General features: G+C 41.0%; 24 protein-coding genes. 17 read left to right on the forward strand and 7 right to left on the reverse strand.

Annotation, left to right across the window (positions count from 1 at the left end):
• Positions 1-153 precede the first annotated feature (153 nt).
• From HOP08_09610 to lptB, 4 genes are all read left to right on the forward strand, one after another.
• The gene (locus tag HOP08_09610) at positions 154-783 is read left to right on the forward strand and encodes an Ezrin/radixin/moesin family protein (protein NOT75172.1); all 630 of its coding nucleotides are present in this window, start codon (positions 154-156) and stop codon (positions 781-783) included.
• Positions 784-853: 70 nt separating this feature from the next.
• Positions 854-1,645: a hypothetical protein gene (locus HOP08_09615; protein NOT75173.1), complete on the forward strand. Its 792-nt coding sequence runs from the start codon at positions 854-856 to the stop codon at positions 1,643-1,645.
• The gene (gene recJ / locus HOP08_09620; protein NOT75174.1) at positions 1,646-3,352 is read left to right on the forward strand and encodes a single-stranded-DNA-specific exonuclease RecJ; all 1,707 of its coding nucleotides are present in this window, start codon (positions 1,646-1,648) and stop codon (positions 3,350-3,352) included.
• Positions 3,349-4,104: an LPS export ABC transporter ATP-binding protein gene (gene lptB / locus HOP08_09625; protein ID NOT75175.1), complete on the forward strand. Its 756-nt coding sequence runs from the start codon at positions 3,349-3,351 to the stop codon at positions 4,102-4,104. The genes recJ and lptB overlap by 4 nt, the downstream gene beginning before the upstream one ends.
• Before the next feature lie 9 nt (positions 4,105-4,113).
• Here lptB and HOP08_09630 read toward each other — a convergent pair whose 3' ends face one another.
• Complete coding sequence (locus HOP08_09630) at positions 4,114-4,557, reverse strand: LEA type 2 family protein (GenBank protein ID NOT75176.1); 444 nt, start codon at positions 4,555-4,557, stop codon at positions 4,114-4,116.
• 38 nt (positions 4,558-4,595) lie between these two features.
• Here HOP08_09630 and HOP08_09635 point away from each other — a divergent pair, with 38 nt between their 5' ends.
• Positions 4,596-5,204 carry a 2OG-Fe(II) oxygenase gene (locus HOP08_09635; protein NOT75177.1) on the forward strand — a complete coding sequence of 203 codons (609 nt, stop codon included), beginning with the start codon at positions 4,596-4,598 and terminating at the stop codon, positions 5,202-5,204.
• Between the two features lie 20 nt (positions 5,205-5,224).
• Here HOP08_09635 and HOP08_09640 read toward each other — a convergent pair whose 3' ends face one another.
• Positions 5,225-6,328 carry an amidohydrolase gene (locus HOP08_09640; protein ID NOT75178.1) on the reverse strand — a complete coding sequence of 368 codons (1,104 nt, stop codon included), beginning with the start codon at positions 6,326-6,328 and terminating at the stop codon, positions 5,225-5,227.
• A 146-nt stretch (positions 6,329-6,474) separates the two neighbouring features.
• Here HOP08_09640 and HOP08_09645 point away from each other — a divergent pair, with 146 nt between their 5' ends.
• From HOP08_09645 to HOP08_09670, 6 genes are all read left to right on the forward strand, one after another.
• Positions 6,475-6,735 (forward strand): hypothetical protein, encoded by a 261-nt coding sequence (locus HOP08_09645; protein NOT75179.1) that lies wholly within the window; start codon positions 6,475-6,477, stop codon positions 6,733-6,735.
• 124 nt (positions 6,736-6,859) lie between these two features.
• The gene (locus HOP08_09650; GenBank protein ID NOT75180.1) at positions 6,860-7,975 is read left to right on the forward strand and encodes a tetratricopeptide repeat protein; all 1,116 of its coding nucleotides are present in this window, start codon (positions 6,860-6,862) and stop codon (positions 7,973-7,975) included.
• A gap of 12 nt (positions 7,976-7,987) precedes the next feature.
• Positions 7,988-8,887: a diacylglycerol kinase family lipid kinase gene (locus tag HOP08_09655; GenBank protein NOT75181.1), complete on the forward strand. Its 900-nt coding sequence runs from the start codon at positions 7,988-7,990 to the stop codon at positions 8,885-8,887.
• Between the two features lie 69 nt (positions 8,888-8,956).
• The gene (locus HOP08_09660; GenBank protein ID NOT75182.1) at positions 8,957-9,481 is read left to right on the forward strand and encodes a DinB family protein; all 525 of its coding nucleotides are present in this window, start codon (positions 8,957-8,959) and stop codon (positions 9,479-9,481) included.
• A 40-nt stretch (positions 9,482-9,521) separates the two neighbouring features.
• Positions 9,522-12,056, forward strand: a complete 2,535-nt coding sequence (locus HOP08_09665) for a zinc carboxypeptidase (protein NOT75183.1) — start codon at positions 9,522-9,524, stop codon at positions 12,054-12,056.
• A 68-nt stretch (positions 12,057-12,124) separates the two neighbouring features.
• The gene (locus tag HOP08_09670; GenBank protein NOT75184.1) at positions 12,125-12,991 is read left to right on the forward strand and encodes a hypothetical protein; all 867 of its coding nucleotides are present in this window, start codon (positions 12,125-12,127) and stop codon (positions 12,989-12,991) included.
• A 2-nt stretch (positions 12,992-12,993) separates the two neighbouring features.
• Here HOP08_09670 and HOP08_09675 read toward each other — a convergent pair whose 3' ends face one another.
• Positions 12,994-13,641 carry a hypothetical protein gene (locus tag HOP08_09675; protein ID NOT75185.1) on the reverse strand — a complete coding sequence of 216 codons (648 nt, stop codon included), beginning with the start codon at positions 13,639-13,641 and terminating at the stop codon, positions 12,994-12,996.
• 70 nt (positions 13,642-13,711) lie between these two features.
• Between HOP08_09675 and HOP08_09680 the strand changes: the two genes are divergently transcribed.
• On the forward strand, positions 13,712-14,536 hold the full coding sequence (locus HOP08_09680) for a maleylpyruvate isomerase family protein (protein NOT75186.1): 825 nt from the start codon (positions 13,712-13,714) through the stop codon (positions 14,534-14,536).
• Position 14,537: 1 nt separating this feature from the next.
• On the opposite strand, the gene HOP08_09685 is transcribed toward HOP08_09680, so the two are convergent.
• On the reverse strand, positions 14,538-15,680 hold the full coding sequence (locus HOP08_09685; protein ID NOT75187.1) for an aminotransferase class V-fold PLP-dependent enzyme: 1,143 nt from the start codon (positions 15,678-15,680) through the stop codon (positions 14,538-14,540).
• A 120-nt stretch (positions 15,681-15,800) separates the two neighbouring features.
• Here HOP08_09685 and HOP08_09690 point away from each other — a divergent pair, with 120 nt between their 5' ends.
• Entirely contained in the window at positions 15,801-16,061 is a 261-nt protein-coding gene (locus HOP08_09690) for a hypothetical protein (GenBank protein NOT75188.1), read from the forward strand.
• On the opposite strand, the gene HOP08_09695 is transcribed toward HOP08_09690, so the two are convergent.
• Positions 16,062-16,454, reverse strand: a complete 393-nt coding sequence (locus HOP08_09695; protein NOT75189.1) for a glyoxalase — start codon at positions 16,452-16,454, stop codon at positions 16,062-16,064.
• Between the two features lie 456 nt (positions 16,455-16,910).
• Between HOP08_09695 and HOP08_09700 the strand changes: the two genes are divergently transcribed.
• Positions 16,911-17,384: a TlpA family protein disulfide reductase gene (locus HOP08_09700; protein NOT75190.1), complete on the forward strand. Its 474-nt coding sequence runs from the start codon at positions 16,911-16,913 to the stop codon at positions 17,382-17,384.
• Positions 17,385-17,408: 24 nt separating this feature from the next.
• Positions 17,409-18,017, forward strand: coding sequence for a thioredoxin family protein (locus tag HOP08_09705; GenBank protein NOT75191.1), 609 nt, complete (start codon positions 17,409-17,411; stop codon positions 18,015-18,017).
• A 17-nt stretch (positions 18,018-18,034) separates the two neighbouring features.
• On the opposite strand, the gene HOP08_09710 is transcribed toward HOP08_09705, so the two are convergent.
• Positions 18,035-19,552 (reverse strand): GH3 auxin-responsive promoter family protein, encoded by a 1,518-nt coding sequence (locus HOP08_09710; protein NOT75192.1) that lies wholly within the window; start codon positions 19,550-19,552, stop codon positions 18,035-18,037.
• A gap of 127 nt (positions 19,553-19,679) precedes the next feature.
• Here HOP08_09710 and HOP08_09715 point away from each other — a divergent pair, with 127 nt between their 5' ends.
• On the forward strand, positions 19,680-20,240 hold the full coding sequence (locus HOP08_09715; GenBank protein ID NOT75193.1) for a YeeE/YedE family protein: 561 nt from the start codon (positions 19,680-19,682) through the stop codon (positions 20,238-20,240).
• 86 nt (positions 20,241-20,326) lie between these two features.
• Positions 20,327-20,647, forward strand: coding sequence for a YeeE/YedE family protein (locus HOP08_09720; GenBank protein ID NOT75194.1), 321 nt, complete (start codon positions 20,327-20,329; stop codon positions 20,645-20,647).
• 3 nt (positions 20,648-20,650) lie between these two features.
• Here the strand turns inward: HOP08_09720 and HOP08_09725 are convergent, their stop codons facing one another.
• Entirely contained in the window at positions 20,651-21,040 is a 390-nt protein-coding gene (locus tag HOP08_09725; protein ID NOT75195.1) for a rhodanese-like domain-containing protein, read from the reverse strand.
• Between the last annotated feature and the right edge of the window lie 84 nt (positions 21,041-21,124).

The raw sequence follows: 21,124 nt of genomic DNA on the forward strand, positions 1-21,124 counted from the left end.
AGTATGAGGTATTGGTTTTGGAGAACTCCAGAACGCCTAAAACCCAATATTTCAACCACCAAAGACGGCAACTCGCAGACTCCATTCTGTCTATTTAGAAGAATTTGCTACTTTTATCTATTAAATAACCCCATTATGATGAAAACTAGACTACTGTTTGTCTGCCTGGCTTTGATTTTTTCCGGCTCGCAGGTTTTCGCCCAGCTTACAAAAGCGGAGAAAAAGGAATGGAAAAAGAAGGCAAAGGAGTTCCGCAAAAATCCGGAAGGGCTTAAAACTTTCACTGAAGCGAAACAAACTGCTGACAATACTGTCGTTAAACAGAACGGTGATTTGAAAGCATTGCAATCGCAGATCAGTGATAAAAATGCAAGGATTGCCGAGCTTGAAGATCAGATTGCCCGCATGCGTGGTGAGTTGTCTGCAGCAAAAGCAGAACTTGCAGCACTCAAGGAAAATCCTCCGATACATGCAATGGATTTTTCAAAAGGTGTCGTCTTTCGTGTTCAGATCGGCGCTTTCAAGAATAAAGATCTTGCCAAATATTTTGATAATAATCCGAATTTTGGTGGAGAGGCAGCAAAAGAAGGTGGTGAACCACAACGTATCACAATCGGTATTTTCCGCGACTATTGGGAAGCTGATACTTTCAAGAAATACATGCGTGACATGGGTGTAAAAGATGCCTGGATCACTCCTTACAAAGATGGCGTAAGAGTGGAGATAAAAGACGTAATGGAAGGCGTAATGGCTGATAAAGCAGAAAAAGCCCAGAAGAAATAATCATCAAATAAGGTTTTCCGAAAGCAGTGCCATAACAGCACTGCTTTTTTGTTTTCATACTTTTGTATTTATGGTAAGAATCTGCGCGGTTGTCTTTTCGTTGGCACTATCAGCAAATGCGTGGGGACAGCTCAGCCTGAAAAAGCTTGTGCTGAAACCAAAAGAAGTCTACGAATTAAAAGGAACCGACATCCTCGTTGTTGACTCGTTGATTCTGCATGAGTCGTCTACTCTTGTTCTGAATAAACTCAAAGCCAATAATTTCATTCACGCTAAAGTGATGGTCTTCTATAAAGGAAGTCTCATCGATGGAAGTGGTGTTATTGGTTTGAAAGGTCGCAAAGGTCATAAGGGAAACTCTCCTCCAAATCCTTGCACCGATGGTGGCGATGCCGCTCAGGGTATTGAGGGGACTTACGGTGGACATGGCATTAATGTCTCTTTATATTTTTCAGAGATCATTATTCATGGTCCTGTAACAATCAATGTATCCGGTGGTGATGGAGGCGACGGTGGTGATGGTGGTGATGGTGGCGGGGGAGGTCCCGGAACACGCATTTGTAAAGGTGGTGATGGAGGAAGTGGCGGCAATGGAGCAAAAGGAGCTTACGGTGGTAATTCAGGTAATGTCACTTTTACTGCCCCTGCAATTCCCGAACTCAGATTAATGCTGGGAGAAAAAGTTATTGTAAAAAATTATGGAGGCAACGGCGGACTCGGTGGTGATGGTGGCGGACGTGGGCTTGCGGGTTTAAGTAATGTGGGCAACACAAAGCTGGATGGAAAGGTTGGCAAGAAAGGTTTGAAGGGACAAGACGGCATAAAAGGAAAGCCAGGCTCCATAAATTTTGCGGACAAGTAAATGGTAAAGCGCTGGATCTATAAAAATATTCCTGAACAACAGCAGATCGATGATCTTAGCAAGAGTATAAATATCAATTCTCATCTTTCCTCTATCCTTTTGCAGAGAGGTATTAAGAACTATGATGAGGCAAAGAATTTTTTCCGACCGGCTTTAGAAGATCTTCATGATCCATTCCTGATGAAGGACATGGACAAAGCTGTTGTGCGCATGAAGGCAGCTATTGACAACAAGGAAAAGATTCTTGTATATGGAGATTACGATGTTGATGGGACAACTTCCGTCTCTCTTGTGTATAGTTATTTGAAAAGTTTCTATTCATTCATTGATTTCTACATACCGGATCGCTACGCTGAAGGTTACGGTGTTTCCGAAGCTGGTATTCTCTGGGCAGCCGAAAATAATTTTAAGCTTATCATCGCTCTTGATCTTGGAATCAAAGCATCCGATATGGTAGTACTTGCCGATGATCATGGCATCGATTTTATCATTTGTGATCATCACTTACCCGATAAAAAAATTCCGCGTGCCGTTGCTGTGCTTGATCCCAAACAGGATGACTGTCACTATCCCTTCAAAGAGCTGAGTGGTTGTGGCATTGGCTTTAAGCTTCTTCAGGCTTTTGCACGAAGATATGCCGACGAAAAGGTGCTTAAGGATTATCTCGACCTCGTAGTTGTAAGTATTGCTGCCGACATCGTTCCCATCAATGGAGAGAATAGAATTCTTTCACATTTTGGTTTGAAGAAATTAAATGAAAGCCCACGTCCAGGACTAAAGGCTTTGAAAGAAATTGCAGGCACCAGGAATGATCTTGATATTTCAGGAGTTGTCTTTACGCTAGGTCCTCGCATCAATGCTGCGGGGAGAGTAGCGCATGCGAGGGGTGCTGTAGAATTACTAAACTCTCAAACTGAAGAAGAAGCCAACGCTTTCGCGGAAAAAGTCAATACTAAAAATGACCTGAGACGGGAGTTTGATATGAACATAACCGAAGAGGCTTTAGCGATGATTGGAGGAGATGAAGTGCTTCAAAAAGCGAAAAGTACAGTTTTGTTCAAAAATTCCTGGCATAAAGGAGTAATTGGCATAGTTGCTGCTCGGTGTATCGAGAAATACTACCGGCCTACTGTGATCCTTACTGAAAGCAATGATAAAATAACAGGCTCTGCCAGAAGCGTAAATGGTTTTGATCTTTATCAGGCTATCGAAAAATGTGGAGATCTGTTGGAAAAATTCGGTGGGCATAAATATGCGGCAGGACTTACCATGGTTCCCACTAATCTCCTCGCCTTTCAACAACGCTTTGAAGAAGTCGTGTCTGCGTCTATTACCGAAGAGATGCTCACACCTGTAGTAGAGATTGATCTGACTTTGAACTTTGATTCGATCACACCGAAATTCGTCAGCGTTCTAAGGCAAATGGCACCTTTTGGTCCTGACAACCAGCGTCCGGTGTTTGAATCAAAGAATGTTTTTGTGCTGAACTCCCTTGCTACTTTTAAAGATCGCCACCTTCGCTTTCTTGCGGGTCAGCATGGCAACGATCTTTTCTTTAATGCGGTCGGTTTTGATCACATCGAACATTATGATCGGTTACTCAAAGGAGATTCATTCAATATGGTTTATACGATCGAGGATAATACCTTTAATGGAAACACTTCGGTTCAACTTCGAATCAAAGATTTTAAATTCACTGACAAATGATCTTACGCGCTGAAAATCTTTTAAAGAAATACAAACAACGTACGGTTGTCAATGGAGTTTCCGTTCAGGTAGGTCAGGGTGAGATCGTTGGGTTGCTGGGGCCAAACGGTGCAGGCAAGACTACCAGTTTTTACATGATGGTGGGACTTATCAAACCTAATGGTGGCAAGATCTTTCTGGACGATATGGACATCACCGACCTTCCTATGTACAAGCGAGCAAAACTTGGATTGGGATACCTGGCACAGGAAGCTTCCGTTTTCCGATCTCTGACGGTTGAGGAAAATATTCTTGCTCCTTTGGAGATGCTGGACATTCCCAAAAAGGCACAAAAAGAAAAAGTGGAAAGCTTGCTGGAAGAATTCAGCTTAACGCATGTTCGTAAAAATCAAGGCATGGTGTTATCGGGTGGTGAAAGAAGAAGAACAGAAATTGCAAGAGCATTGGCCGTAGATCCACATTTCGTTTTGCTGGATGAACCTTTCGCGGGAGTGGATCCTATCGCTGTTGAAGAGATTCAATCAATCGTTTCAAGATTGAAGAAAAAGAATATTGGAATTCTTATCACCGATCACAATGTTGATGAAACGCTCACGATCACAGATCGGGCTTACTTAATGATTGAAGGAAAATTATTTAAATCTGGCTCGGCAGAAGAACTTGCTGACGATCCGATGGTTCGTAAACTCTATCTCGGTCAGAATTTCCAGCTCAAAAAGAAAAAAGATTTTACTTCAGGAGCTGGTGAATAATAACAGAAGTTAAAACTTCAGTTCATCGCTATACTTCACCGGCACCTTTACAGGAAATCCTCTCACCGTAACCTTCATACTTCCCTCAAACTGTACGGCATATTTCTTTCCTCCAAACAGGTTTAGAATCGTATCCAGTAAACCAATGTCTTTCATGCTAAGTTGCACTTCCAATGGGATTGTGAATTCTGATTTCCCTTTGATCAGTTGACTGAGATGCTGATCTACTCGGGCTGCCTTTTTTCCATCCACCATAACATCAAGATCAATTCTCTTCAATCGCATGCGGGTTGAATTCGGATTGTAAAAAACAACATCGGCAAAAAGCAGCGGATTGCCATCTGCCCCGGTCTTCACTTCCTTTATATTGACAGCACGAAGAACTACCTGTTCTTTGGGAACACAACCACCAGCAATTATTGCCAAAAGAAAAACGATCCTTAAAATCTTCATATTGAAATAATACTTTTATAAAAACCTACCTTTAATAAATGACCGATCCGCTTCAACTCAACATCGAACACATTACCGACGATCTGGCAGAAAAAGGATATTCTGTTAATCAACACTTTTTGAGCAATTCTGAGGTTGAATCAATAATACAAACAGACGAATTCAAGAATGCAAAGTTACAGTTTAAAAAAGCAGGAATTGGCAAGCAGCAGGATAAACAAATCAACGAATCTATAAGAGGAGATTATATTCAATGGATCGATCCGCAAGCAGCTCCCAAATCAATAGCTCTCTATCTTAAACGCCTGGAAGAACTTTCACAGTATGTCAATCAGAACTTATTCCTGAGTCTTAAAGACATTGAGGTTCATATGACGATCTATCCCGTCGGAACTTTTTACAAACGTCATATTGATCAGTTTAAAAGTGATGATCACAGAAAACTCTCTGTTATTCTCTATCTCAATAATGATTGGAAACAAGAAGATGGAGGTCAGCTTCGCCTTTATCTGCCGGAAGAACCGATTGATATTCTTCCGGAAGCCGGAAGACTCGTTTGCTTCAGGAGTGATCTGATAGAGCATGAAGTTATGCTAGCGAAAAGAGAAAGGCTGAGCATAACAGGGTGGCTCACCACCAGAAAATGATTAGTCAGATTAGTTTATTCTCATTTAAAGAGTTTCTCATCCAATCCAGGAATCAACTTCATCGCATTCTTGTAATAGATCTTTTTCAGAATATCATCTGGTAAACCAATTCCATACATTCTCCAGAAAGCATGATAGCGCTTGTGGTATGGAAAGTATTCATCCTCTGTTTCCAATACACGGAAGTAAGTTTCATACTCTTCAGGTACCCAACTATCTTTTCCAAAAAGCACTCTATCCTGATACTTGGTAAGAAAAGCTTTTGCGGCGCGGGGTTGGCGGCCTAGTTCTGCGATTACCGCACCAATCTCGGTATACATGTTCGGAAACTGATCCATCAGCCCTCCAAGTTTTTTCAGATCATTGCCATACCAGCCAAGATGAGCGTTGATAAATTTTGTCTTAGGATGCTTTCTAAAAATGTTGTGTTGCTCCGCTATAATCGTTTCAAACTTAACAGTGTCAGTATCATGCCTGCGGCCTGGATGGGTTTTTAACTCAAGCCAACGTTCATTGTTCTTATCAATAGGTTGCCAGAACTGTGGCACATCAGCAGCATGAATGAGTACTGGTATTCCTAACTCACCACACTTTGCCCATACCGGATCAATCCTGGGATCATCAATCGAAATTCTTTTTCCGCTCTTGTCCTTATTGAACATTCCAAGGCTCTTATAAATTTTTAAACCTTTGGCACCTCTCTTCACGTCGTTCTCGATCTGTTTGACAGTTCTCGCTGACCATTCAGGATTATCAATATCACCAAAATCAACATTGGTAAAAAGTATAAAACGATTCGGATAACGTGCTTTGATATTTTCAATTGATTTTTCCAGATGATCTCCGCTGCCGCCAAATCCACGTCCACTGAGATTGATCATCACCGCCATATTGAGTGCATCCATTTTTGAAATCAGATCTTTGAAATCTGAAGTATTCATATTCCCCTGATGATTATGTATATCAATGAAAGGAAATTTTGATTTCTTCAGGTGATGCTCCTCTACTACAAGCGTGGAGGGTGGATTGTACTCTTCAAAATCCATTTTCATTTCCAACGGCCTTTCTTGGGGAAGTGCTGCGAACGAACTTAGCATTAAAGCGGAAAATATTATTTTCTTCATAAAACCGGAATTACACTCCAAGAAACGGAATTCAATTCAATGATGCAGAAGATTTTTACTCAAACGGTGAATGAATTTCATAACTCATTAAACCTTTCATTAGCAACTGTGTCCAAGCATCAGATTCGCATAAAAAAAACTCGTTTATGAGAAAGCTTATTACATTCTCAGTGTTTGCAACCATTGTAATTCTTTCGCTGGTGGTAAGAAATACGGTAGAGGCTCAAGTTGTCACATCAAGGGTAGCCGCAGGCCAACTTTCCGCAAGGCCGATATGCCCCGGCCCGGGTTATGCCTGGAGAAATGGAGTTTGGATTGCACCTGCTCGCTATGCTTATCGGCATCATGGTGGAGTAAGGTTAAAGTTCCATTCAAGACCCATGAGATACAGAAGATATGTTTGGTAGGTGAAGGGGTGATTACGTGAAGTGTAAGAAAGAGCAGTATTCGCTCTTTCTTATTTTAGTGGCATTCCAGACGCAATTTATTCCGTGAAAATTCTTCCTAAATTGCTAACACATTTATCAGCTTATGAGGAGAATTGCCCTGTTTATTGTTGCATTCCTGACTTTCGGAGAATCCATTGTTTATGCTCAGGATGTGTTGCTGGAAAGCGGTAAGAAAAAATTTGCCGCGAAAGATTTTACAGGAGCGAAAGCAGATTTAACAAAACTGCTTAGCACAACTCCAAAGAATAAAATTGCTCTCGATTTAAGAGGCCAGGCCAAAGCTGCTCTTGAGGATTTCTATGGAGCCGTTAGCGATTACACAATTGCACTTGAAATTGACTCAACTTTTGCAGAAGCTCTTAATCACCGGGGTGAAGCGAAAACTAATCTTGGAGATGATGAAAGTGCAATAGATGATCTTGATAAAGCAATCCGGTTCAATCCAAAGTTGACCGATGCTTATACCAATCGTGGATTCGCAAAATATAATCTCGAAGATTTTCAGGAAGCATATTTCGATTTTTCAAAAGCAATAGAACTCGGCCCTGTAGATGCTGACAAATATTATAATCGCGGTGTTATCAAAGCAGAGCTTGGAGAGTTCGTAAGCGCCATTGATGATTATACAAAAGCACTTGAGCTGGATAAGACTGACGCGGGTTTGTACAACCGTCGCGGTGTTGCTTACTATCAAACTACAAATTTTGAGAAAGCCATTATTGATTATGATCAGGCAATCAAGCTTGATCCAAAAGATCCAATAAAGTTTGAAAATCGTGCACTGGCGAAAAGCGCTAAAGAAGATTTCAAAGGTGCTCTAGAAGACTACAGTAAAGCTATTGAGCTTGCAAATGATGATCCCGAAACCTTCAATCTGCGAGGAGTGTTGCGCCATACCCAACAAGAATATGATAATGCCATCAGTGATTTTAATAAAGCCATTGAACTCGACAATACCAATCCGACCTATTTTGATAACCGCGCTCTAAGCAAAACTGAAAAAGATGATTTTGCCGGCGCCATAGAAGATTACTCGGCTTCCATTACGCTTTACCCCAATGATCCAGAAACTTATCTTCAGCGTGGTCTGGTGAAACTTCTCATGAATAACAATTATGATGGTTGCCTGGACCTCAAACACGCCGATGAATTGGGTGCAACGGAAGCAAAAGCGGCCATCAAAAAAAATTGCAAGTAGTAATCATTGCCATTGAAAATCCTCATTATCCTCAATGGCATCTCAGGGAAGAAAAAACGATTCTATCAAAAGATCTATCCTGCACTTGAAAAAATTTACTCTGTCGAGGTTTTAGAAACTCAGTATTCCGGCCATGCGGAGGAGATCGCTTCCAAAGCAACACTTGAAAAAGCCTCAGTTATTCTTGCGGCGGGGGGAGATGGAACGCTTCATCAGGTTATTAATGGAGTTCTGAAAAGCAATTCAACTGATCTTCCTTTGGTTGGTCTCATTCCTCTCGGGAGTGCCAATGACTTTGCACGAACGTGTTCTCTTACTTCAGATCCAAAAAAGATCATTGCTCTTCTGAAATCAAATCAGCCAAAACTCACGGACATTGGAAAGATTGAATGTCTGGATCCTTCAGGCAAATCAACCCTGCGATATTTTATTAATGCCTGTAGTGTTGGAATGGGTCCTGCTGTTGTGATGAAGCTGCAAAAGAGTAACAAATCTCTTGGTCCCAAACTTTCATATCTCGTGAGCATTATTTCTGTATTCTTCTCCCTTCGCCCCCAGGAAGTGGAATACAAAACTTCAGAACGATCCTGGAAGGGAAAAGCGAGAGTGATCGCGATAGCTAATGGAAGAACATTTGGCGATGCGATTTATATTGCTCCCGAAGCTATTCAGGATGATGGCTTATTAAATTCATTCGTTGTGGGTGAAGTTCCTCTCCTGAAATTTCTAATGTACCTGCAGGCCATTAAAGGGAAAAAGAAAATTATTCATCCCAATATTTTTTATCAAACAACTTCAGAAGCTTTTCTTTCTTCCCCTGATACGTGCGCCCTGGAGGCCGAGGGTGAACTGGTAGGTCAGTTGCCTGCAAAGATTACTATCCTTCCTTCAGCAATTCGGTTTGTACGATAGTCGATTTCATTCGTAAATGGTATAAGAAAGGTCAACAAATCTTTTGCTATTTTTGATAAACCCCTCAACATGCAACCCTCCCTTCAAAAGTTATTTACACTAATTGAAGATCAACGTAATGAAACGTTGAAGTCCGTGCGGCATCTTACACCAGAACAATTCAACTTTACCAGTGCCCCGGGAAAATGGTCAGTTGCGGACATATTGAGTCATATCATAACCGCTGAACGTTTTTCAATTTTGTATCTCCGCAAAAAGATTCAAGGCATTGCAGACGCTAAAGACACGGGTTTGATAGAGGAAATTAAAATGACTCTGCTAAAAATTTCTCAACGCTTACCTGGAATAAAATTCAAAGCACCTCGGTTTCTGGTGGAAAATACTCCCACGCATAAAGATCTTTCAACACTTGAATTTGAGTGGGAATCTGTAAGAAAAGAATTTAAAGAACTCCTGGAAACAATTCCTCAGCAGCATATCAATAGAAAAATCTATAAACACGTGCGCGCAGGGTATCTTAATATCCAACATGCACTTATTTTCTTTCGTGAACATATTATTCACCACACCCCTCAAATAAAAAAATTATTGTGAGGCCCCTTTATTAAAAATCCCTTCTCTTAATAAATCATCCATGAATAAAATCTTCTACTTATTGCTGTTTATAAGCAGCATTACTTTTGGTCAAACAAAACTCCAGTCTCCCGCGGAATTTCTTGGGTACGAACTTGGTGATCGCTTTACACGACACAACAAAATGGTTGAATATTTTAAGCACATCGATGAATCTTCAGCGAATGTTACTGTAACGCAATACGGTGAAACTTACGAGCATCGTCCATTAATCTATGCCATTATCACTTCGCCGGAAAATTTTGGAAATCTGGAACAAATCCGTCAGGATAATCTGAAGCGCGCAGGTTCTCTGGAAGGAACTCCATCCGGAAATAAAATAGCCATCGTATGGCTCAGCTATAATGTTCATGGAAATGAAGCAAATTCCATGGAAGCTTCCATGAAAACTGTTTACGAACTTGTTAATCCGGCAAATGCAAAGACAAAAGAATTCTTAAAAAATACTGTAGTCATTATCGATCCGTGCATTAATCCGGATGGACGCGATCGTTATGCAAATTTCTATAATCAGTATGGGCAATTTCCTCCAAATCCGAATGGCGATTCAAAAGAGCATCGCGAACCATGGCCTGGAGGAAGAGCAAACCATTATCTTTTTGATTTGAATCGTGATTGGGCATGGGAAACTCAAACCGAATCACAAGCCCGGATTAAAGTGTACAACACCTGGCTTCCTCATGTTCATGTTGATTTCCATGAACAAGGATTTAATAATCCATATTATTTCGCACCAGCCGCAGAGCCCCTGCACGATGTTATCAGCAGCTGGCAGCGTGAATTTCAAACCATGATCGGCAAGAACAATGCAAAGTATTTTGATGAACAGGGGTGGTTATACTTTACAAAAGAGGTCTTTGATCTGTATTATCCAAGCTATGGTGATACATATCCTACGTACAGTGGTGCTATCGGAATGACGTATGAGCAAGCTGGTGGTGGCTATGGCGGATTGACCGTTACAACACGCGAAGGCGATCCCCTGACATTAAAAGATCGTCTCACTCACCACTTCACTACCGGAATTTCAACGATTGAAATAACGTCGCAGAATGCTTCCAAAGTTGTTGACGAATTTGAAAAGTATGCAAAAGACAATATCAACAACCCATCAACTCCTCACAAAACCTATGTTATCAAAAGTGATAACAATGCTGACAAGATCAACCAATTAACAAAATGGTTAGATACACATTCCATTAAGTATGGTCATGCGGCCGTTGGTAAACCTGCAAAGGGTTATGAATACCAAACCCAAACCAATACAACATTCAATCTTACTACAGAAGACATTATCATCAACGTGTATCAGCCCAAATCGAGATTCATCACTACCTTATTTGAACCGCTGTCTAGATTGTCAGATTCTGCAACGTATGACATCACCGCCTGGAATCTTATGTACAGCTATGATCTGAAGGCATACGCTCTTAACGAGAAGATCAATGTTAGCAAAGCTTACCAACCTAAACTTCCTGACAATGCTCCAATAGCAAGTACACCTTACGCCTATATTTTTAAATATGAAAGTGTTAAGGATGTGGAATTCCTCGCGGCACTGCTGCAGAAAACAATCAAGGTTAGATCGGCATCCAGGAGCTTCACTTCCGGAGGACAAAAGTTTGAGGCGGGTACATTGTTTGTCACCAGGCGAAACAATGAAAGTGTTGTCGACTTTGACAAAGTTGTTCAGGGTCTTGCAAAAACGTTTTCAAGAAAGATCTATACAACAAGCACAGGGTTTATGGAATCCGGAAAAGACATTGGTTCCGGTTATGTGAATTTTATCAAGGCTCCGAAAGTTGCCGCATTGATCGGTGATCAAACCTACTCATTGAACAGTGGCGAGATCTGGCATTTCTTTGAACAACAAATCCACTATCCCATCACTCAGTTAGGAACAGAATACATTAAGAATGTCGATCTGAAAAAATATGATGTGCTGATTATCCCGGAAGGAAATTATCGGTTGTTTGATGATGCAATGCTGGAGCAGATTTCGGGTTGGGTGTCTTCCGGTGGAAAACTGATTGTCATTGCCAATGCGCTTCCCTCTTTTGCGGAAAAGAAAATGTTCAGTCTTAAGTCATTCACGACTGATGCTGAGAAAACTGAATCTGAAAAAAGAGATAAAGAAGAAAAGGAGAAAAATGCATTGACTCATTATGAAGACGCCGAACGCAAATCATTATCAGAAGCAATATCCGGGGCGATCTATAAGGTGACTCTTGATAAATCTCATCCACTTTCATTTGGTTTGAGGGATTATTACTTCACACTTAAAACAAATGAGCTTCGTTATGGGTTCTTGGAAAACGGATGGAACGTCGGGATAATCAAAGGAGCTGCAAAACCTGTTCAGGGGTTTGCGGGTCAAAGGATAAATAAAAAGATGAGCAATAGCCTGATCATGGGGGTTGAACAAAAAGGGCAGGGCAATATTGTTTATCTGGTTGACAATCCACTTTTCAGAAATTTCTGGGAAAACGGGAAGATGGTCTTCTCAAATGCAGTTTTCATGGTAGGCCAGCAATGACCGGGCATGAAATTTGAATTAACAAGAATGTGTTAAATTGAAGCTCTCTTTTTAAAATTCAGTTGGCTATGAAGAAAATCTATCTCCTTTTGAGCGTGCTTTTTGCTGCCCAGTTATTGTCTGCACAACCCGGCTCAGAAATCTATCTGTTTGATCTCAGCATCAAAAAAGATAAGGTGATCATCTCCAATCCCGTCAACATCACCAATCATAAAGGATACGATAATCAGCCTTCGTTTCATCCGGAGCAACCTTTGCTGTATTATTCCTCCACAGGAACTGATACACTGACGGATATCTTCGTTTATAATTATAAGACTAAAGTGTCAAAGAGTATTACGCAAACTTCAGATCGCGAGTTCTCTCCAACGATTACGCCGGATCAAACTTCTATCTCGTGCATTATTCAGAGAAAAAACGGACAACAGGATCTCGGAAAATATCCTGTTGAAGGTGGGGACGCTTCTCTTATCGTTGACAATCTTACTATCGGTTATCACGTATGGGCCGACAATAGTCACCTAGGGCTCTTTGTTCTTGGTAAACCCAATTCACTTCATTATTTACTTCTTCCTATGAAAAAGGATACGATTCTGGCAACAGACATAGGAAGATCTCTTCACCGTGTTCCGGGAGAAAGCGCATTTAGTTTCGTTCAGAAAATTTCTGAAAAAGAATCTCAGATAAGGAAATTCAATAGTCAGACAATGAAGCTCACAACCGTTGTTTCTACTCTGCCGGGGAAAGATGATCTCTGCTGGCTTCCTGATGGGAAAATTTTAATGAGCGATGGAACAAAAATTTTCTTTGTTCATGCGGGCAAGAGTGTTGAATGGAAATCCATTGATGACTCCGGCACATCTGTTCTAAAGGGTGTAACCCGTATGGCAGCAAGTCCTGACGGAAAAAAACTTGCTGTTGTAGTCAGTGAATAATTTTATTTTTCGCAGAAAGATCCTTTAGCGATATAGAGTTTTTTCAATTCCGCAGTCATCACCTGTTTTTGTACTGCGGGATCTTTTTCAATCAATTCCTTGCTGATCTCTCCTTTCATAATCAGGATGCTTCCTTCATCATCTCCGAAGCTGGCTTCTGTAATAATGTTTCCGGCAGCAGAAAGTTCTTTAATATACTGTTGATGATCTTTCATCCCTTCGGCGATCATTCCATACGTGTCCTTACTGGTGTTAAGGGTGTAACGGACAAAGTTGTAGAGCACCATCTCATATGGTTCACCTACACTGCACACTGAACCCACACGAGGTGAATAAGATTGAATCTCTACATCCCAACGCTTGGCCTGAATCCCAGGGTCCGTGTTCAACCAATCCTCCACTTCCTTCTTTGATTTGGATCGGAAAATAAAAATTCCTCCCCCACCTTCGAAAGGGCCTGCTGCTGCAAGTTTTTTTTCTTTTGCAAGACGGGTGATGTTGGCCATATGACCTTCCATTATTTTATCAAGTTGTTCTTTTGGAAGCTCTGTCGGATTGCTCTTCTTATGAAGGAAAACAAAAGTAAATTCCTGTGAATAAGATGACAGGCTGGCAAGGCAGAAGAGGATTACTACGATTCTTTTTTCCATAATACTAACCTACAAAAGTTTGATCAATTAACTTTTTAAGTAGATTTTCGCTCTCTGAAAATCCCTTAAAATGATTGAAACTTTATCACTTTTTCGTCCACTGAATCAAAAGTTGATAGATCTTCTGAAAGTTATTCCTAAGGCAGACTGGAGCAAAAAGACGGTAGCAGGAGCATGGACCGTGAAAGATGTCGCTGCTCATTTGCTAGATGGAAACGTAAGGGCCATTTCCATGTATCGTGATCATGCAGAATTAAAGCCAGATGTTGTCATCAACAATTATTCGGACATTGTTCAATATCTCAATCGGCTGAATGCTGATTGGGTAAGGGCTATGAATCGCGTCAGTCCTGAACAACTGTTGGAACAGCTGGAACAAACTCATGAGCCTTACATTCAGTGTTTGGAAAAACTCAATCCATTTGAGAATGCAATGTTTAGTGTTGCATGGGCCGGTGAAGAAGTTTCCACAAACTGGTTTCATATTGCCCGTGAGCTGACAGAAAAATGGCATCATCAGCAACAAATCAGAGATGCACTTGGACAACAAGGGATTTTAACAAAGCAATTCTATAAGCCTGTTCTCGAAACATTCATGAGAGCATTACCTCATCGCTATAAAGACATTGGTTCTGCTGATAATACAAGTATTAAGATCACCATAGAATCCGAAGCTGGAGGAACATGGTGGCTTGAAAAAAAAGCCGGTCAATGGATATTGCTATCACAAAAAGGTGATCAAATTCCTTCAGTAACAATTTCAATTCCTGCTGATCTATCCTGGAAGATCTTTACAAAAGCGGTTCAATTTGAGAATGTCAGGAGCCTCATAACAATTGAAGGCGATGAAAATCTTGCATTACCAACATTGAAGATGATCACGGTTATGGCTTAAATCATTTCAAAGCATCTAGCAACCGATCAAAATCTTTTGCTTCGTTGTAAACATTGGGGGCCACACGCATGGAGTCACCTCTGAAGGAAACAGAAATTTTTCTGGCCTTTACTTTCTCTTTTACCTGGTCAATTGAAATGTTTCCGGGAAAACGAACGCCAAACAAATGATGTCCTCGTGAATCTTCCTCCTCAATCCAATAACCCCGTTGCCTAAGATCCTTTATCGCTGACTTGCTTATCTTATTGCAATATGTTTGAATGTTCTCTGGCTTCCATTGATTAATCTGCTTCAATGCTTCAAGCATCATGGGCACCAGAATAAAATTGCTATGCTCGCCTACCTCATATCGCAATGCTCCCGGCTGATAATCACTTTTATAATTAACAAGAGCGGCAAAATTTTCACTCTCTCGTCGATTAATCCAGTTTTCCTCAATTGGCTGGCCGTTATCAAAATGCTCACCATAATATGCAAGTCCCATTGAGTAAGGACCCATCAGCCATTTATAACCTCCGCAAACCAAAGCATCGGGTTGAATCTTCTGAACATCAAAAGGCAAAGCTCCCACCGACTGTGTTCCATCTATAATTAAGAGCGCACCTACATCGCGCGTTCTTTTTCTAATGCGCTCAAGATCAAATCGGGTTCCATCTGCCCAATGAACATGACCCAGCGCCACGATTCTTGTCTTTGAGTCAATAGCTTCAAGGATTCTCTCATTCCATACTTTTCCCCTTGATGTCAATTGATCTGGTGGCGTGATTGCTTGTATCACCGCCTTTGTCTCCATCGAGAGTCTTTGCCATGGATAGTAGTTACTGGGAAACTGCTCTGCCGCTACGATAATTTTATCACCTGCTTGCAAACGTGTATTTTTTGCAACAGTCGCGAGACCGTAAGACACGGAAGGAATGATCACTATTCTTTTAGGATCCTTGACGTTTATCAATTTGGCATACTCCTTTCTCAAGGGTTCGGAGCCTGAGAAAAAATCATCTGCAGAGATGGCAAATGGATTTCTTTTTCTTTCAATTCCCATTTTACCAGCTTTTTCAACCGATTTCAAAAGCGGCGACATGTATGCACAGTTTAAATAGGTGTTGCCTTTTGGGATTGAGAATTTTGCCCTTTGATTTTGCATGTTATTTCTTCGTTATTAAATCCAATTAGTGCCTCCACGGCGTACTTTTTGCTGTAAACTGAAACCCAGGTTACCTCTGGCTTTCAACTAAAATTAACAACCGTATTGACTCTAGTGGCTATGATTGAAAATTTCAAAGGAATCGAATTCGTTCGAATCTCATCCTTACCGGAAGAACAGCGCCAACAAATCTGGCAATCTTTTCAAAGAGATAAAATTATAAGAATTGTTAAAGATCAGGCTCTTTTGAATGACTGCATTTTACATAAAGATTACCTATCGTGGATGAGTCAACAGGAGAAGCAGGTACTAAAGCCTGTTGTTGAACGCCGTCGTCGTCCATCCGTTCAAAACGTTTTTTCCAAGCTCGCCTTTAAGTAATCATTTTTCCCAGATCCCTTTTGGAACAATCTCCAGAACGTTTCCTTCAGGGTCATTAAAGTAAAATGATTCCTTTCCGCTTTGCCAAAGCAACGTATCAATAATTTTAATTCCCTTTGAGATTATTTCCGCTTTATGACTTTCGTATTCATTAGCTGAAACTTCGAAAGCAAAATGATAAGGTCCCTCTGAATAATGTGCTGGCGGGCTCTTCTTCAATCTTGAATCCGCGGGATTAAAACATAATAAAACAGATGCTCCCGCTCTGAAGAATATGTGTTTTCCCTTCACATAACTGATTAGCGGGAACCCAAGAATTTCATGGTAGAACCGGTGAGCTTTTTCCAGGTCTTTGAAATAAAGACTAGTTTCCTTTATTTGAGTGATGTTCACTTTTTCCTTTTTTTTTCAAACAATTTAATGGATCGGCTAATCAAACCACCTTTACTAATTCCCTAATTACTAGCGGGTTGGAAAGTTGGTTGTTTTACACATTCTATAATTTCATTTCCGTTGCCAAATTACTGACAGATCGACTCCCCCAACCAGATGTAGATAATTGATTCTTAACACATTATAAATCGGGAGTCCTCAGAGGGGTACCAGAGATATCCACAAAGAACCGATTGATAAAAGTGGTCGTAATGCATTGTAATTCAGATGATTAACTGGTAACGGTCTCTTAATGTGGATAAAAACCCGATTTTGTGGAATACTTTTCCGGCTATTTTTCTCACTTTATAAGTGCCTGAATTTTAGCACTTTTGTCTTTTGATTTAACATATGGAAAACATTCCCGCTTGTCTCAAATTTTCTAACTCTTCAAGGGGAATTGCGTTTCGTTTCACCATGCGCGCCATCATTATTTTGAGCTTTCTGGGGCTGAGTCATTTTGGGTATTCCCAAAGCAGCGAATTGGTGAAACTTGATAAACTTCAACAGATCATCCAGGCCGAAAAAGAGCAAATTCAGGTAGTCAATTTCTGGGCGACCTGGTGTGGCCCGTGTCTTAAGGAATTACCCTTATTTGAAAAGCTAAATGGCGAACGCAAGGATGTTCATGTTAGGTTGGTGAGCATGGATATGGACCTCGATCCGGATCCGGAAAAAGTAAGAAGATTTGTAGCGAGGAAGAAGTTGCTTTCAGAGGTGCTCATCCTGAATGAAACAAATCCTAATCTATGGATTGAAAAGGTTGATAAAAGCTGGTCAGGTGCATTGCCTGCCACGCTGGTTGTTAATAATAAAACCGGTAAGCGTAAATTTGTGGAAAGGGAACTGCACGCCGGCGATCTAGAAAAGCTAATTGCAGAAGTTCAATAAATTTTAAACCTAATTTTAAAACGTATGAAGTTGTTATCGATTTGTCTTATTGCGGTTTTTGCTCTTGTAGCGGGTGCTCCCATTAAAAATGGTTATGAAGTCGGTGATACGGCTGCCGACTTTTCATTAAAAAACGTTGACGGCAAAATGATTTCGTTGTCAGGCATGAAAGAAGCAAAGGGATTCATTGTGATCTTTGATTGCAATACCTGTCCTTATTCAAAAGCTTACAATGAAAGAATCATTGCTTTGCACACAAAGTATTCTGCGCTGGGCTATCCGGTTATTGCTATCAATCCAAATGATCCAACAGCAAGCAGCGGTGATTCATTTGATGCGATGGTAACTTACGCAAAGAAGAAAGGTTATACTTTCCCATATCTCGTTGATGAGAATCAGACTGTAGCGAAAGCGTTTGGTGCAACCAACACTCCTCACGTGTTTATATTGAATCGCGCCGGAAACGATCTCAAGGTTGCATACATCGGCACCATCGATGACAATGCACGCAATGCATCATCAGTAAGCAAAAAATATGTTGAAGAAGCCGTGGATGCTTTGGTAGCAGGAAAGACAGTCTCCAATACAAAGACAAAAGCTATCGGTTGTGGAATTAAATGGAAGGACGCATAGTCCTTCCTCTTTCTCTATCAGGAGTTGAGGTTTGAAAGGATATCATCCACAAACTCCCTTGAATTGCTAAGACGCGGAACTTTATTCTGAGCTCCCAGTTTGCCGCGTTTCTTCATCCAGTTATAAAATGTTCCATCTGGTACGCTGTGAATCGTAGGCGCTATCAAAGCCAGATCGTGTGATCGTTTGGCATCATAGTCAGAATTGATCTTTCTGAGTGTTTCATCCAGAATCTTCCCAAATTCCTCCATGCTGCGGGGAGCCGTGTGAAATTCAATGATCCATTCATGGCCTCCTCGCTTATTCTTCTCCAGATAAATCGGAGCGGCGGTAAAGTTGTTGATGACTCCTCCTGTCAATTCACAGGCGCGGGTGATTGCAGTTTCTGCATTCTCAATGATTACCTCTTCGCCAAAAGCATTAATGAAGTGCTTTGTTCGTCCCGATATCTTAATGCGATACGGTGTCTTGCTTGTAAATTTAACAGTGTCTCCAATGTTGTACCGCCACAATCCCGAGTTGGTTGTAATAACCATGGCGTAATTCTTTCCAAGCTCAACATCGCTTAGTGGAATTGCTGTCGGACTTTCATCTTCGGATTCTTCTGTAGGAATGAATTCATAAAAAATTCCGTAGTCCAGCATGAGCAACATCTCTTCTGAATTACTGACATCCTGAATTCCAAAGAAGCCTTCACTTGCTGTATAGGTTTCCCAATAGTTCATATTGGGTCCTGGTATGAGTGACTTGAATAAATTTCTATAAGGACTAAATGAAACTGCTCCGTGAAAAAAAACTTCCAGGTTTGGCCATATTTCCTGAATAGGCTTCTTCTGTATTTCCATGATCCTTTGCAACAACAACACCGTCCATGTCGGAACACCTGCAATGTGAGTGACATCCACTGAAGCCGTTTCACGTGCAAGTTTTTCTATCTTCTCTTCCCAGTTGCTCATCAATGCAACTTCAAGACTCGGTGTACGAATAAGTTGTGCCCATATCGGAAGGTTCTGCATGATGACGGCCGATACATCTCCATAATACGATGTTGCACTTGGATCAAGATCATTCAACTGATGACTTCCTCCTATTCCCAAACCACGACCTGAGAATATTTTTGTCTCAGGATAATTGTTGACATAGATGCAGTATAAATCCTTACCTCCTTTGAAATGACATTCCTCCAGTGACTCTGTTGAGATCGGTATGAATTTGCTTCTCGCGTTGGTCGTACCAGAAGATTTTGAAAACCATTTGATCTCTGAAGGCCATAGAACATTCTGCTCCCCCTTCATCATCCTTTCTATGTATGGAAACATTCTCTCATAAGAATGCACAGGCACCTGGCGGGTGAAATCATCATAATTAACTATCTCATCAAATCCATATTTCCTCCCGAATTCAGTCGGCCTGGCAGTCATCAAAAGTCTGGTGAGGACTTCATCCTGAACGTCATGAGGATATTTCATGAAAAGCTCCATCTGGTGGATGCGCTTTTTCATGACCCAGGTGAGGATTGAGTTAATTAATTGCATGTATGAACCGGCAAAAGTAAACCGTGTGAGCCTCCCCGCAAAACAGGGAATTCCATGAATAAAAATCGGTCGACACTCCTGCAGATTTAAAAGTCTACAGGATTAATAGACTTTTGTATTTTTAGCCATGAATATTCTTTACGCTCCCTGGCCCTGGTATGTCTCCGGGCCAATCATTGGATTAACAGTACCATTGCTTCTGCTGCTTGGCAATAAAAGTCTTGGGATCTCATCAACACTCAGACAAATCTGTGCGATCTGCGCACCTGGCAACATCTCACTCTTTCATTACAACTGGAAGAAAGATATCTGGAACTTATACTTCATCATTGGAATATTCATTGGTGGATTGATCGGTGGAATTCTTCTCGCAAATCCCGATCCTGAACGTATCTCATCCTCTACCCTCAACTTCCTCTCTGCTTTTCAGTTAAATGATCCAAAAGGTTTAATGCCTGTAGAACTATTTAACTGGAGTTCGCTCTTAACAATCAAGGGGTTCTTACTAATGGTGGTTGGTGGCTTTCTGGTTGGTTTCGGAACACGCTATGCAGGGGGATGTACATCTGGTCATGGTATTCTTGGATTATCCGCTTTGCAGTGGCCATCACTGGTGGCAATCGTTAGCTTCTTCGTTGGAGGTATTCTTTTCAGTCATTTTGTTCTACCATTCATTCTCTCATTGTGAAAAATATTAAATACCTGATTGTCGGAGTTGTTTTCGGATTGGCACTTACAAAAGGAGAAGCCATATCATGGTATCGCATTCAGGAAATGTTCCGATTCGAGAGCTTTCACATGTTTGGAATTTTTATGACTGCTGTTCCAATCGGTGCTCTAAGTCTCTTTATTATTCGCAAAATGAAAATGAAAACGTTCGAAGGCGATCTCATCAAGATGCCAGAAAAGAAATACCATCATGGTATCATAATCGGAGGACTTATCTTTGGATGTGGATGGGTACTGACAGGCGCATGTCCGGGTCCGTTGTATGCACAAATCGGTTCAGGATATTCTGTTACAGTTGTCACACTTTTGAGTGCGATTATCGGAACATGGTCTTTCGGAAGATTTCAAAAATATCTTCCTGACTAAATGTTAAGGTTGCTGCACAGGAAACTCTTTCGCTTTCCACGCATTCAATCCGCCCTCAAGTCCGGAGACGTGTCGAAAACCTTTCTCTTTCATGAGGTCAACTGCAGCACCACTTCTCTTGCCTCCTGCACAATAGACAAAGTATGTTTTTGAATGGTCCAGGCTGTCAAGGATCTTATCAAATCTTCCTGAACTGTAATCAATGTTGACAGATCCTTTAATTGATCCTTCACTAACTTCCTGTGGTGTACGGATGTCCAGCAAAATAATTTCCGGATCAGACATTAACTCTTCCTGAAATTTCTCAGCTGATAGGATTGAAGAGGATTCAGATGCTGGTGAACTGCATGAACAGATCAGAAGAACCAAAAGTATGACTGCAGAGTTTTTCATAGTTCAAACATTTAACACAAAAATAAAACATACTGTTCTTTCATTTTTTACTTCTGACACTCTTTAATTTCTTTTCAACGATCT

Source organism: Cyclobacteriaceae bacterium, from assembly GCA_013141055.1.
Lineage (GTDB): Bacteria > Bacteroidota > Bacteroidia > Cytophagales > Cyclobacteriaceae > ELB16-189.